This window comes from Mycolicibacterium setense, from assembly GCF_000805385.1.
In the GTDB taxonomy this organism is placed as follows: domain Bacteria; phylum Actinomycetota; class Actinomycetes; order Mycobacteriales; family Mycobacteriaceae; genus Mycobacterium; species Mycobacterium setense.
In genome coordinates this window covers 766935-780209 of the sequence record NZ_JTJW01000010.1, presented here as the reverse complement: position 1 = coordinate 780209, position 13275 = coordinate 766935, and the positions used below count along the sequence as shown (strand labels likewise).

Below are 13275 nucleotides of genomic sequence, written 5' to 3'. Positions count from 1 at the left end.
ATGGACCCGCGACGGATTGAGCTCAACCGCAAGCACAGCCGGGAGATGGGTGCGCTGTTCAACCAGTTCCTGGAGGACCATCCGGATGTCGAATCCGAGGTGCACGGCGCTCAGATGACGCCGGAGCAGGACGCGGCCTGGGCGGCATTCAGTGCCGAGCTGCTGGCGCGCCAACAGGCCGAGCGCTCGGCGCTCGCCGACGAAATCGAAGCCGAACAGCAGAAGCTGGGAAGGTAAGGGGCAATGGAAGCGGCACAGGCGATCTCGTTGGTCACGGATTGGATCAGGTCCCGGGGGCTCGACTACCCGACCGAAGGGCTGGCAGCCGACCGGTTCGACAAGGGCTGGAGCGTGTACGCACCGGTCGAGGTCGACGACAGCGATCCGATGGCGTTCCTTGACATCCCGGTCGGGCGGTCCATCTTCCTGGTGGGCGACTCCGGGCGTATCGAGGAGGTGTCGTCGTCGATCCCACCGCAACAGGCGCGTGAGGCGTTCACCGCTCAGGAACCTGCGTCTCGGCCGAACGGTGCCGCCGCGCCGAATGGTTCGGCCACGCCGAATGGCGCGGCCCAACAGAGTGGCGCGGCGTCCGACGAGGCGGCTTTCATGGCCGAGTTCGAGCGACAGTTCCGGTTGGCGGCTGCCGACGACCCGTCGGCGATCGCGGACTTCACCATCGTCGACGAGCCACCCGCGCCGGTGGGCGACGTACCGACCGGTGCGGACGCCGCGGCGGCCGAGGAAGCGTCCCGCCTCATCGACTCGATCGTGCAGCAGCTGGCCCAGCTCGGTCCGGAAGGCTGGGACGAGTTCTCCGCGGTGTTCGCCTTCACCGTCTCATCGCAGATCGCCCAGCTGCAGTTCTGGGCCCAGGACCGGACCGGCCTGGTGCCCGTGCCGCAGTCGATCGCCGACCTGGTGCGCCAACAACGCGAGCTTTCGGCCCGCATGAGCGCCGGGCCGTGGTGGCGGCTGCTGTTGAACGTCAACAACCGCGGTGAGACGACGGTCGACTACGACTACGGCGACGAGCCGTTCCCGGACGATCAGATCGTGGCCGCGGAGCACTACCGCAACGACCTCGACGCCTACCCCCGCACGCGCGTGCCGGTGTGGCTCGCGGGCTACACCGCCGGGCCCGACGCGCAGGGGCGCGATGCCGCCCGGGCGGCCGCAGATGCCGCTGCCGATCAGGCCGCCGGCCGCACCGGTGTCGCCACCGGCCAGATCCCACCGCTTCCCGATCTGCTGGCGCGCTGGGCGGTCCTGTCGGCGACGCATGTAGGGCGCGGATCTGGTTGGGGCCCGCGCATCTATCCCGGCTATGCCTGGTTCGAGAGTGACGCCCGCAGCGGGTCGACGTTGTTCCTGTTGCCCGGCGATCGCGCGGTGCTCTCCGGCGGGAAATGGAATTCGGAGTTGCTTCAGGCTGCCTATAACGGTGGCCGGCCGCTGCCCGATCTCTACGGGGGAGCGCCCGCGTGGGTCAACGACTCGGTGCTGAACACCCGAAACCGCAACGGGCTGCTGAGTTTCTGCTTCTGGTGGGCCGACGGCCAGTGGTACCGAGGGGCAACCGACACCTCCGGCGAACTCGACCTCCCGTTGCCCGCGATCTGGACCCCAGATGCGACGGTTGCTGCGATGACGAGCCAGACCGGAGCGGCCACGCTCGATCGGTGTCAGGCGCTGTTGGAGGTCGCCACCGAGCGCACCGCCACGGTCGATGATGTCGCAGCGATTTTCGGTGACCGCCCAGACGCACAGATCTACGCCGCGGCCAACCAGCTGAGCTTGGCGGGCCTCTTGGCCGAATAGCCGCGCCGAAACAACATAGAACTGGCGGGTAGCTGAACTCTCGGCGAACAAGGCCGTCAGAAATGGCGGAGTGCGGTAGCGCGCAATAGCGTGAATTGCGATGCTGCATGGAACTTTTCGCCGACGGGGGAACGCGTGACCCTGCACATCCCCGGGCCTTTACAGTGGGTGTCCTACTTGGTCGGCTACCAATGGCCGCAGGGCGACGAGGACGCCATGTACCGCATCGGCGGTCAATGGGGCGACCGTGCCGAACAATTGAGGGATCTGATTCCCGAGCTGAACCGGATGCGGGCCAGCACCAGTTCGGTGCTGCAGGGCGTGACGGCGGGCGCCGCCGACAAGCAGTTCGCGTTGTTGTTCGACGGGGACGCCTCGGTCGACAAACTGGCCGATGCGATGGCGGCTCTCGGCACTCTTGCCGAAAGCACCGGCAAGAACATCGAATACACCAAACTGCAGATCCTGACGTCGCTTGCCATCGCGGCGTTCGAGATCTCCTGGGCGCTGGCTCAGACCTCGGTGACGTTCGGCGCATCGGCAGCCCAGATACCGCTCATCGAAGCGTCGACGTCCGCGGCCATCCGTCAGGTCGTGTCGATGTTGCTCAAAGACATCATGACCGACCTGGGCAAGGCGATGACGAAGACCACCGTGCACCGGATCATCAAAAAAGCCGGTGTGGAGGCAGCCGAAGCCCTGGGACAAGAAGTGTTCATTCAAGGGGTACAGCAGTCCAAGGGGCATCAGAACGGAGTCGACTGGAACCGGCTGGGAGTCGTCGCACTGGCCAACACGGTCGGCGGCGCGACTCAGGGCACGGTCAGCATCTACGGTCAGCGCGCACTGGGCAATTCAGCTGTGAAGGGGGCCGCCGTCGGGTACGTCGCCGGAATGTCCAAGAAGGTGACGGGCTCGTTGGTGACGGGTCAACCGATCGACCCCGTTTCTGTCCTCGGCTCGGTGCCCACCGCGGTCACCGGTGGGGTGCGCGGTAGAGCTGCGGCGCGCAGCACCACCGCATCCACGGCGGACGGCGGCGGTGCTGCGGCGGCCAGCGGTGGGGACGGGGATTAAGAAGATATGGACAATGATGCGGCGCGGCATGAACTGATCGATGCGCTGGCGCTCGTGCAAGAGCAATTTGCGGACCTGGCTGCTGTCGAGGCAGAGCGGGAAAGGTTGTTCGCCAAAGCCACTCGCGCCGATGGGACCGTCACGGTGACAGTGGACGCCGACGGGGTCGTCATCCACACCGCGGTGAGCGAGTCCTATCTGGATGACCATGATCTCGCCGACCTCGGCGCGCACATCACCGCGGCGGCCAAAGACGCTGCCAATGATGCCGGGCGGATGGTCGCGGAGTTGCTTGCCCCGCTGGCCGAGAGACGGCAGCGGTTTCCCTCACTGTCCGACGTTGTCGAGGGTGCCCCCGATATCAGGGATCTGTTGTCGACCCCGGTGCGCGTCGCGCGTGGCGACGGAGAAGAAGAGCCCGACGATTTTCCCACTGTAAGGAGCGTGCGATGACAGTACCGCTGGGCGTCACGCCGGCCGAGCTGCGCGGCACGGCGGGGTATCTCGCCTACGTCAGCACTGACATGAAGGCCGTTCACTCGGCGCTGATGCAGTTCCTCAGCGGTGAGGGCGAGGCCTGGGGCGACGACAAGATCGGCAACAAGTTCGCCAATGGCTCCAAAGGCTATAAGGCGCAGCTGGACTGGGTCGACGGGTCGATCACCGCCAAGACCAACCTGCTCGACTACTACGCCGAAGGCCTCCAGGTCACCGCCGATGCACTGGAACAGCAGGACAATCCCTGAGGCCTCACTCCGAGCGGCCCGGCGTGACGTGCTGCCCACGAGCCGGACTCGCCGGTCCGGGCTGAACTGCCGAGGTGGGCTGCCAGGTGCCGTCCCGCTGCGGAATGCGGCGACGGAACTCGGACTGCTCGACCGGTGCGCTCTCCGGCTGCTCGGCCTCCTCGTTCGCACCGACCACCGGTACCGACGCGTCTGAGTCGCCGATGACGTCCTTGCCGTTCTTCTTGCGGCGCAACGCCTTGTTGACCTGGTGGCCCTTGCCGTTTTGATCGCCGCGCTGGCCGGCGGCAGGGGCGCCCGCACCGGGGCTACCCGCGCCGGCACCCAGACCCGCGGCAGCACCGGTCGCCGCGGCGGGAATCTTCGCCGCTGCCGTCGCGGGGGTACCGTTCGGAAGCCCAGTCGGCAGGCCACGCAAGGGAACTCCGCCCCCGGAACCGCCGCCACCCTTGCCCGCTCCCGCGCCCCCCAGCCCTTGGGGGCCGAGCCCGAGGACACCCTCGGGCGGACCGCCGGTACCCAGCGGGTTCTGGCCCGCGGCGTTCTTCATCGCATCTGCGAGCTGGCCGGCCGCATCCTTGGCGGCTCCGGTGGCCGAATCGATCGCGGACTTGACGGGATCGGTCAGGCTGTCGAGTGCGTCCTTTGTCGGGTCGGTCGTGGAATCGTTTTGGTCCGTGGGCTTTTGGTCGATCGGCTTGTACTTCTCGTAGTCGGTCGGTTTGTCGGTGTTGAGCTTGTCGAAGGCCGACTTGTCGAACGGCTTGGTGCCCGCGCCGCCGCCGGGCTTGAACGGGGAGGTGCCGCCAGGCCCGCCCCCGGGACCGCCGGGTCCACCGGGGGCGGTGGGATCCCCGTACGTTATCTTCGGCAGTGACGGAAGATGGGGGAAGTTCTGCGTCGCCGCCTCCACGGCCGGGTTGTACACGTTCGTAAACAGCTGGACGGCTTGCTGGTAGGCATCGATGGAGTTGTTGATCTCTTCGAGCTGTTTGAGGGCATCGGCGGCGGTCACGTAACCGTCATCCTTGTTCCTCAGGAATCCATCGCCGTCGATGTGATATTTGGAATTGAAATCGTTGATAGCCGTGTTGAGTTCATGATTGTTGAACTTGCCATCATCGAGCAACTGGTCGTTTGGGTGATCGTCCGGGAAATCTCTCTTGATTTGTTCAAACGCCTCCTTCAGCACCGTCAGCCGGTTCGCAATGGCATCTGTAGCTGGCTTGAGTTCGTCGATCGCGCTGGCTGTGACCTGCTGGGATGCCGCTTCGGCCGCCGCAGCACTCTCACCCGACCATTTTCCGGTTATTTCATCGCGAACAGTGTCCTTGAAATTCTCGGTATCCTTCTTCAAGGTGTCGCCAATGTGCTGCCAGTTCGTGGCCAGAATGCCGATCTGCTCGGGGTTGAGAGAATTCGTCTCCCCCTGCATCATGACAAATTCTTTTTCCTCCCAGTTCAGCCTCTGAGGACCGGTGAGTTCGTCTTGGACCTCCAGATATGTGCTGTTGTCGGATAACACTCCGTTGACATCGCCGAGAAGCTCGCTCCTCGGCTGATACTCGGCCTTGTTTCCCTCCCTCAGATCATTCGACACCTGGACGAATTTGCCGTCATCACCGACCAGGGCATCGCGCTTGGGGAAATTGGGGTTCATCACGTCCGCGCTGAAGTACACGCTCTGGTTGTTGCCCTCCTCGTTTTCAGCAGTGCCCAACTTTGCGCCGAGGTAGTTTCCGAAGCCACTCATGATGTCCCCAAGCCGTTCGTTCGTGCTGTGACTAGTCGTTCTGGTTGGAGCGCATGGCATCCGCCGCGGCCCGGGCGGTCTCGATGAATGCCGTCGACTGCGTCAACTGGTCGGTCACGTAATCCGTCAATTGCGTGCCGCGACCATTGAAGAGTTTCTCAACGTGACCCGCGAGTGGGTTGGCCGGCGTCCCGAAATAGCCGGCGGTTTCGTTGAGAGCCTGTTTCTGGAGAGTTTGGAGACTTTCCTCGTATGGCTCGAACACCCGGTTGATCGTCGAGATCACGGCCGGATCGAGGTAGAGTTTCTTTTTTCCGGTATCGGCGTGCAGTCCGCCCCAGGGGTTGGTCATGGTGCTCCTCTGTGATGATCGTCAGGTGAATCTCGGTGTCACGCTGGCATGTTGAATGGCAGGGTCACCTCTTTCTCGATACGCAGCAGGACCGCGGCGCAGTTGACGAAGTTGCCTGCGGCGAACAGCATCACCAGGTCGCCCACCTTGGCGATCTTGTTGTTCATCAGATAGGCGAGGTTCATGCCGAAGTCCGAGACCGTCAGATGCCCGAATTGTCCGGCGAAGGAATACAGCCCGGGTGTGGGTTGCAGGAAAGTCTGTTTGGCGAGCATGTCCGTGACATAGCTCGGCTCGATGAAAGACGGTGCGAACCAGTCGATGTCGTCCGGCCTCACACCCGCGCGTTCGTAGCATTCGGTCACGGTGCTGACGGCCACCCGAAAACTGGCTATCGCGTTGTCTCTCACCGTGCCGTCACCACGCCGGTCGTAGTCTTCCCACCTGGCGATCCAATCCGCCAAGGTCGGGAACTTCGGATCGTCTATGGCGCCGTCGGCTCTGCCGTGCATCATGCCGGCTGACGGATTGTGCGAGCGGGCGGCGGCGGACACGATTCGGGCGAATCCCTCATTGCGGTTCAGCAGCGCACAGAACCCGCTATCTCCCAGCAGTGAACCTTCGGTTGCCGGGCTGGCCGCATACTCATGCCGGTCGAAGTAAAAGATGCTGTCCCCACCGGTCACCATCGCGTAGTCGCCGGCCCAACCCGCCTGCAGTACGGCATCGGCGAGCATGACGCCGTACAGGCCACCCGAGCAGAACTGGCGGATCTCGGTCGCGGATCCGGCAGATGTCCTGCCCAGAATGGACTGCTGGAGCGAATTGGTTATCGGCCAGAAATGTTCACCCTGATACAGGGTGCCGCAGTGGAAGGAGGCGGCCATGCTGTCCGCTGCCGCCGACAGTGCGGTGGGATCGATCTGCCGGCCGGCCATCTCCACCATCTCGTGGACCGACTGCATCTCCGAGGCGGCGGTCGCGAGATGCTTCGGGCGGCCTTGGCTGTCCGTACCCTCGGGTACGTACACGGAAACGGTGTCAAGGTAGGGCATCGAACTCCCGGTCCGCCCGCTCGGCGGAAAGCTTCTCCGCCAGCGCTTCTGCTTGCCGCTTCTCGATCTTCTTGAACACCTGCATGAGATTGGGCACCGTTGCCGGGATGATCTGAAACGCTTTCGTACCCTCGTTCACCACGTATGCGCCGTCGTCGGCGATGTTGATCATGGTCAGGTGGTCGGCGTTGAGGAGCTGGTAGTCCTTGGTGAACTCGGGGGAACCGCTGAGCAGAATCTGCGCGGTGATCTTCGCGTCTCGCAGAGCCGAGGTCGGTGTTTCATCCTCGAGCAACTCTTCCTTGCGCGGCCGGGTACCCGGTTTGTAAGCCGGGAGCGCTTCGAGAACAACCTGAGGAAAATCGATGTTCACGCAGCCGATGATCTGAACATCTTCGCCGAAGATGAGCTGCTCGCTGGGGTCCTGGGTGATGACGGCGCAGTAGCCGGTCGTGCCGATCACCCCGAGTAATCGATAGATCTGGCCGGCCTCGATCTGGCCGAATCCCTGTAGCAGGTACGCCGGGTACCGCAACGCTTCGAGAATGCGAACACGATTCGGTGTCAAGCTGGCGCGCAACCGGGCCAATGCCTCGCGACGATCGGCCGCCACCTCGGACATGTACTTGGGCCCACGATGACGGTAGGACAGCGGCGACGGCATCCGATCCAGGCCGAGTGCTTCCCAGGCGCAACGGAACTCGAAGCCAGTCATGAACCACGGTTCCACGCCATGGCGCAGCGAGGCCACGTCATCGGTGATCATGCTGAGCCCCTTTCTTTCTGGCTGCTGGGAAACCGTACGCGCAAGCGGGCCCGGTCGCCGGTGGTGCCGACAACCGAGCCCGCCGACAAGCGCGCCGTGCTAGAAGCCGCCGGCAAGGTGGGCGTCGAGCGCCGCGGCGTCTTCTTGAGACTGGTTGCCCCCGGACCGGGTCTGGGTGATCTCATTGAGGATCAGGTCCATCTGATCCAAGATCTGAGTCTGCTTCTGGAACAGCGTCGCAGCGGCCTCGCCCTCGTACACGCCCTGCAGCGCGGTGAAGACCTGGTTGACCTCATCCCGCATCGCCTGTGCGTTGTTGGTCATCCCCTGAATGTCGTCGAGGGACGCGTTGTTGGCGCCGTACTGGTATGTGATCTTGTCCATGTCCATTGGATCAGACCTTTCGTTTTCTAATCGGCTTCGTGGCTGACAAGGGCGTTGATGTCGGATTTACCTTTGTCGACGATTTGCTGCAGGTTGTTGATGACGTAGGTGAAGTCCTCGTTGTGCTGCGTCATGATGCCGCGAAACTTTGCGGCCCGGCCACCCGTCCACGAGCTGGACGTCATGGCCTCGGTGGATTCGAGGATCTGTGCGGCCAACCGCCGGACATCCAACATCTGCTTGTCGATGTTCTCGATCTTCGCTTTGGCTTCCGCAGGCGTCAGTTGAAGCGCCATGTCTTACCTCTCTTTGTCATTCCCGGCGCGAATCGCCGGACGGTCGTTGAGATTTCGCTGGTGAACACGGAGCGGATCTAGCAGTCCCCCCATCTGTAGCCGGACAGCTCGACGAGTTGGCCGATGGCCTGCTTGATCGTGTGGTCGGACCCCGGCTTGAGGGTGGTCCACAGCTGGCCGCTGGGTGAGGCGCTGGGGGCACCGACGACACGACCGCGTTTGGTGTAGAAGACGCCGACCGCACCGACCGACCGTGAGACGCGGTCGACGTCCTCATCGAGTGCGTAGTAGACGATCTCGGCGAATGCCAGTCGCGCCGCGAGCGCCGAACCCAGCATCATCGCGGACCGGGTGTCGGCTCCGAGCGCCCGGATACGGTCGGACAACACCGTGGCGTCGTGGGTGTCGGACAATGCCTGGCTGACTTCGCTGAGCGGCCCGCCGACCGGGCTGATCTCGGCGGGGGCAGACGCCGGCAGCCGACGCAACAGGGCGCGTGCGGCGCTCGGCAAGTCTGCGCCGTCGGCGATCAAGTGCAGGGTGATCTCGTTGCCGACTCGGCAGGCCGAAATGCATTGTGCCCCAGACCGTACGACAGTGACGCGGGCCAGGCCGTCGGGGGTCACCAAACGCATCGCGAGTTCCCGCTCGGGCCGCTGCAGTGATTGCACCACCTCGGCGAGTTCCGCGCTGACCTCACCGGTCACGATCAGGCCGCGCTCGGTCAGGCTTTGGCCTGCCCGGCCGGCGGCTTCGGCCCGTGCTGTCTCGGTGGGGTGCCGCGGGCGCAGATCCAGCACCAGCGGCAGCGCCTGGACACCGAGACGCGCTGCCAGAACATGCATTTCGTCGTCGTTCACCACGAATTGCGGTGCCAGGGATGTGGTCATAGGTTCAGCCCCCGGTCGACGCCGATCACCGGAGGAGTGACCCAGCGGTTGTCAACCTGCTCGAGCGTGCGTTCCGGTTCATCGGCGAAGCCCTCACCCGCGGGCACCTCAGGCGCGGCGAGTTCGTCGAACACTGCGGTGTCGGGACCCCAGCTGACGTTCGACACCGTGAACGGTGCGTCGTTCTGCTGTGCGGCGGGCAGCCAAGCCTGCCCGGCGTCGGAAACCCCGGCGCCGGGCTCACCGGCCCCGTCCAGGGTCGCTGCGGGCTGTACCGATTCGTAGTCGCGGTTCTGGTCGCCGCGCCCCATCGCCGCCATCGGTGCATAGGGGGCACCGCTCATCCCGGTGCCCGAGCCGCCGCCCCCGGTGCCGGCGAATCCGGTCTTCTGCAACGCCTTCGGGTCGGCGCTCGACTTGACGCCCGGTGCGAACATGGGCATCAGCGGCGGCGGTGGCACTGCTGCGGCGCCTCCGGCGGCTCCGCCGCCACCCCCTGCGGCACCCTCGCCGCCCTGTTCGGCTTTGAGTGCGCCGCCGTTCGACACCTGCGGGGGCAGCGGCTGCTCCCACGGCTGCGCCAGGGGAGCGGCTGCCTCCTCATACTGCTGCATGACCGCCGCCGCATTGGCCTGATCGGCGGTGGCGGCCGCGTCGAACTCGGCGAACGTTCCGTTCAGCACGGCTCCGTTGTAAGCGGCCAGCGAGGCCATCATGTCCTGGGCCGTCTTGGCCTCGATGGCCTCGGACACGCTGGGCATCGCCAACACTGCGACGGTGTTGGCAACCGCGGCCTCTTCGGCACGCTGACCATTGCCTGCCGCGCTGAGGCTGATCGCCTGCAGCCACTTGCCGAACTCTTCGAGGCGCTGGGCCGCGGCGGTGGACGCCTGGCTGTCCCAGACAGTCCGCAGGCGTGCCACCAGCTTGTCGAAATCGCCGGATACGTTGGCCAATTCGTTGGCGACCCGGATCCAGGCCGCACCGGCTCCGCCAACTGAGGCCGGGCCGGGCCCCTCGGTGAGGTCGCGCGCCAGCTGCTCGGTGCTGCGCGACTCCCACGCAACGTCGGTGAACCCCACGCCCAGACCCCTCCCCTCGTCGACAGAACTCAGATGATGATGTGTCTGGTCAGACGGCGAAGTCCTCGGAGGCCGCGATGTTGGACGAATGGCCGCGCAGCGTCGCCGCCACTTCGTGCACCTCGGCCATGCCCTGATCGGTGGAGGTACCGAACGAGGTGTGAACCTCGTTGAGCGTCTGGGCGATTCGCTGCGATACCTCATCGCGGCCCGACGCGGTGACGGTCAGGTTGGGGGCCTCGTCGGCCATCACTCGCTGTACGCGGTTGGCGAGCTCGTCCAGTTCACGGCTGATCTCCTGGACTTCTGCGGGCTGGATGGACATGCCGGCGCTGTCGGCCATAACACTTCTCCTTATCGCGGGTTGGCTAGATCCGGAGTTCGACGTCCGGGGTCTGATACGGGTCGGCCTCTCCGAGGACCGGAGGGGCCGCGGTGCCGAGATCGCCGACGATCTCGCTGCCTTGATCGGTGGTGTGAAGGAACGACGCCGACGTGTGGTTGTTGCTCGACGAGGCGTTGGCGCCCTGCCCGGCGCCCATCGCTCCCATCGGTGCGCCGCCCATCATGCCGGGCGAGCCCACACCGCCCACCCTTGGTGCAGCCGATTGTGCTGGGGCGCCGGCAGTTTCGGCTTGGAGCATCGAAGACATCGGTAGCGAGCGGGCGGCCAGCGTTCCGCCGCCCCCGATACCGCCTCCGCCACCACCGCCCTTCCCGGCTCCTGCCAGCGCTGCGCCACCCCCGGCCGCGGCCGGGTCCGATGCGAGGGGATCGACGGCAGGATCGATGGCGGGATTGGCGGCGGACTGACTGGCCGCGGACGCCGCGCCTGTGCCGGCTTGCACCCCGGCCTCGGCGCCTTTGGTCGCCATCGACATCAGGGGCGACGCCAGGCCGGCCAGCGACGAGGCCTCGGGAGCGGAGGTGACCCCGACCGGCGCGCCTGCCGTCGTGACCTGCGCGGCCTGGGTGGCCAGGGAACTCTGCAGTTCGGTCATCACTTCGGCGGTGGTGGCGATTGCCTTGTTGGCGGCCGCAATTGCCGCTGCCCAGCCCCACGGGAAGATGATCATGGGGCCGATCGCCGCGATCGTGGCGGCGAACTCGGTGATGATCGCGATCAGCCGGACCCGGGCCTGGCCGACGTTGGCGGCGGCCGCGTTCAAACTCGTGCTCAGCGCATCGGACTGCGCAGCCACCTCCTGCCCGTCGGAAATGGCGGCGGTGGTCTTGGCGGCCGCGGCGGTGCCCGAAGCGCCCTCCCACGCGTCGCCGGCCGAACTGACCGACTTCTGCATCGAGCCGCCGGTGGAGCCGAACATCGTGGAGATCGACTGCAGCATGGTCGTGGGATCGACGCCCTCGAACAATCCGCTGCCCAAAGTGCTCAGCGCGTCGGTGACCGGGCTGATCAACGCGCTCGGATCCATCGGATTGGCGGGGGGCTGTTCCTGGGGTTGTTCCTCCGGCGGCGCTTCCTCCGGAGGCTTTTGATCTCCGATTGGTGGCAAACCCAACCGATCGAGAATTTGTCGGACCGGCAAATTCAGAAAATCTTGCAGGTTCTGTTCTTGAGCAGCGATAACCGGGGTGGCGTCGTAGCCGGGAACCTGCTGAGCTAGCTGACCGACCGGAGTTACCGGCTGGGGAGGCAAAACTGTCGGCATAGCGCGTCGCGCCTAGGCGTCTTCGTTGGACAGGACGGCCGACCGGGACAATTCGGTGGCGGCGCCGGTAGCGGCGTGTACTCCGCCGACCAGCAGCGTGCCGGCCAAATTATTGGCCTGAGCTGGGCCGAATGCCGCCAGATAGACAGCGCCGATGGGCCCGAGTGCGGCCGCCGCTGACATGAGCATCGCTGCTGAGTCGGCGGACCCGGCTGCGGTTATCGCCGATGCGGCAGCCTCGTTCGCGGCGGAAAAGGTGGCCATCCCCGAAGGTTGGGCGGCGAAAATGTCGCTCATCGTGCTAATACCTTTCCGGCTGGAAGCTGGGGTTGTGTGGGCACGAGACCCACAAACTATAGCCGTGCCGACCGACCGCAGCTAACTGAATTTTCTGCAAATAATGCGTGTAGATCGTTCGTATTGGTAATTAGCGTGCCGGCAAAAAATTGCTGGAATACCGATTCCCGTATGAATTGTCCGGCCACGTCGGGGACGGCTTCGCAGCTCAGGGGATAACGGGTGGGTCGCGGCCGGCTCAGCACGCGCGGTTTGCCCAGCGGCGGCGCTAACGCTCGGGTTCGAACGCGCTCCCGTCCCAACGGGTCAACGGAGCCTCCTGCAGTTCCTGCATCCGCTGCGCGAATTCCTGGGACAGAAACTGCTGGCGCGCCGTCGCCACCTGCGCGGCGGCACCAGCGGTTTCGACGATCAGCTTGGCCAGTGCGTCGGCGCCCAGCTTGTGTGCGGCGGGCCCGAGCCACAGCCCGGTCATGGCGCCCATCCCGTCGACCTCGGCACTGACGTTCCCGTCCCGGCTGGTGACGCGCGCCGAAATCGATTGGCAGTGCTCATCCATGGCCTGCACCAGGTCACGCTGCTTGCGGATGCGTCCGATCAGGGAGTCGGCAAGCCCGCTCATACCGACCTGCCCCAGGTGGGCGGGAGTTCGTCCTCCTCGCCGAGGACCTCATCCTCGGCGCGGGCCAGTTCATCCTCGGTCGCCAGCTTCAGCGGTTCGATGACCGATGTGCTGTAACCCTTTTCGGTCAGCTCGCGCCTGCGCTCGACCTGGGCGCGGGCCGCCGACAAGCGGCACAGCGCCAGGATCTCGTCGGCCAGTTGGCCGGGCGGTTTCTTCAACTCGACCGGGTCGAGGCGTAGCGCGACGGGCAGACCGCGTTCGGTGGTGTGCACCGAAATCGTTCCGCCGGCCGACTGCACCGGTTGTGCCATCCTGGCCTCCCTCGAACCCGAGCTGCGGCACTGTTTTCTTCGGCACCAAGGTGCCCCGACCGCCAAACTTAGTACACTCGCGGGCGTCCGTTCGGCGCTCAAGCGGGACGTAATGGTGAGATGGCGCGTGAATCGCGGCTGACCGTGCAG

General features: G+C 65.2%; 18 protein-coding genes. 5 read left to right on the top strand and 13 right to left on the bottom strand.

Annotated features, from left to right (window positions below; all coding sequences use genetic code 11):
• From QQ25_RS29920 to QQ25_RS28915, 5 genes are all read left to right on the top strand, one after another.
• Positions 1–237: a hypothetical protein gene (locus QQ25_RS29920; protein WP_052236132.1), complete on the top strand. Its 237-nt coding sequence runs from the start codon at positions 1–3 to the stop codon at positions 235–237.
• Positions 238–243: 6 nt separating this feature from the next.
• Positions 244–1821: a hypothetical protein gene (locus QQ25_RS31450; protein ID WP_052236131.1), complete on the top strand. Its 1578-nt coding sequence runs from the start codon at positions 244–246 to the stop codon at positions 1819–1821.
• 135 nt (positions 1822–1956) lie between these two features.
• Entirely contained in the window at positions 1957–2898 is a 942-nt protein-coding gene (locus tag QQ25_RS28925) for a WXG100-like domain-containing protein (protein WP_039325922.1), read from the top strand.
• Between the two features lie 6 nt (positions 2899–2904).
• On the top strand, positions 2905–3351 hold the full coding sequence (locus QQ25_RS28920) for a YbaB/EbfC family nucleoid-associated protein (RefSeq protein WP_052236130.1): 447 nt from the start codon (positions 2905–2907) through the stop codon (positions 3349–3351).
• Complete coding sequence (locus QQ25_RS28915) at positions 3348–3644, top strand: WXG100 family type VII secretion target (protein WP_039382493.1); 297 nt, start codon at positions 3348–3350, stop codon at positions 3642–3644. The genes QQ25_RS28920 and QQ25_RS28915 overlap by 4 nt, the downstream gene beginning before the upstream one ends.
• Positions 3645–3648: 4 nt before the next feature.
• Here the strand turns inward: QQ25_RS28915 and QQ25_RS31195 are convergent, their stop codons facing one another.
• From QQ25_RS31195 to QQ25_RS28850, 13 genes are all read right to left on the bottom strand, one after another.
• Positions 3649–5397, bottom strand: coding sequence for a hypothetical protein (locus QQ25_RS31195; RefSeq protein ID WP_039382491.1), 1749 nt, complete (start codon positions 5395–5397; stop codon positions 3649–3651).
• A 31-nt stretch (positions 5398–5428) separates the two neighbouring features.
• A complete protein-coding gene (locus QQ25_RS28905; protein ID WP_039382489.1) occupies positions 5429–5749 on the bottom strand; it encodes a hypothetical protein in 321 nt (106 codons plus the stop codon).
• Positions 5750–5787: 38 nt separating this feature from the next.
• The gene (locus QQ25_RS28900; RefSeq protein WP_169748653.1) at positions 5788–6696 is read right to left on the bottom strand and encodes a 3-oxoacyl-[acyl-carrier-protein] synthase III C-terminal domain-containing protein; all 909 of its coding nucleotides are present in this window, start codon (positions 6694–6696) and stop codon (positions 5788–5790) included.
• A gap of 94 nt (positions 6697–6790) precedes the next feature.
• Positions 6791–7570 carry an ESX secretion-associated protein EspG gene (locus QQ25_RS28895; protein WP_052236129.1) on the bottom strand — a complete coding sequence of 260 codons (780 nt, stop codon included), beginning with the start codon at positions 7568–7570 and terminating at the stop codon, positions 6791–6793.
• Between the two features lie 99 nt (positions 7571–7669).
• Entirely contained in the window at positions 7670–7954 is a 285-nt protein-coding gene (locus QQ25_RS29910; protein WP_131546249.1) for a hypothetical protein, read from the bottom strand.
• Between the two features lie 26 nt (positions 7955–7980).
• Entirely contained in the window at positions 7981–8250 is a 270-nt protein-coding gene (locus QQ25_RS28885) for a WXG100 family type VII secretion target (RefSeq protein WP_039325910.1), read from the bottom strand.
• Between the two features lie 77 nt (positions 8251–8327).
• A complete protein-coding gene (locus QQ25_RS28880; RefSeq protein WP_039325909.1) occupies positions 8328–9140 on the bottom strand; it encodes an ESX secretion-associated protein EspG in 813 nt (270 codons plus the stop codon).
• The gene (locus QQ25_RS28875) at positions 9137–10222 is read right to left on the bottom strand and encodes a PPE domain-containing protein (protein ID WP_039382483.1); all 1086 of its coding nucleotides are present in this window, start codon (positions 10220–10222) and stop codon (positions 9137–9139) included. Before QQ25_RS28875 ends, QQ25_RS28880 begins: the two co-directional genes overlap by 4 nt.
• A 49-nt stretch (positions 10223–10271) precedes the next feature.
• Entirely contained in the window at positions 10272–10565 is a 294-nt protein-coding gene (locus QQ25_RS28870; protein ID WP_039325906.1) for a PE family protein, read from the bottom strand.
• 25 nt (positions 10566–10590) lie between these two features.
• On the bottom strand, positions 10591–11742 hold the full coding sequence (locus QQ25_RS31030) for a hypothetical protein (protein ID WP_157847858.1): 1152 nt from the start codon (positions 11740–11742) through the stop codon (positions 10591–10593).
• Positions 11743–11904: 162 nt separating this feature from the next.
• The gene (locus tag QQ25_RS28860) at positions 11905–12189 is read right to left on the bottom strand and encodes a hypothetical protein (protein WP_039382482.1); all 285 of its coding nucleotides are present in this window, start codon (positions 12187–12189) and stop codon (positions 11905–11907) included.
• A gap of 268 nt (positions 12190–12457) precedes the next feature.
• On the bottom strand, positions 12458–12811 hold the full coding sequence (locus QQ25_RS28855) for a YbaB/EbfC family nucleoid-associated protein (RefSeq protein WP_039382480.1): 354 nt from the start codon (positions 12809–12811) through the stop codon (positions 12458–12460).
• Complete coding sequence (locus QQ25_RS28850) at positions 12808–13125, bottom strand: hypothetical protein (RefSeq protein WP_039382478.1); 318 nt, start codon at positions 13123–13125, stop codon at positions 12808–12810. Before QQ25_RS28850 ends, QQ25_RS28855 begins: the two co-directional genes overlap by 4 nt.
• Positions 13126–13275 lie beyond the last annotated feature (150 nt).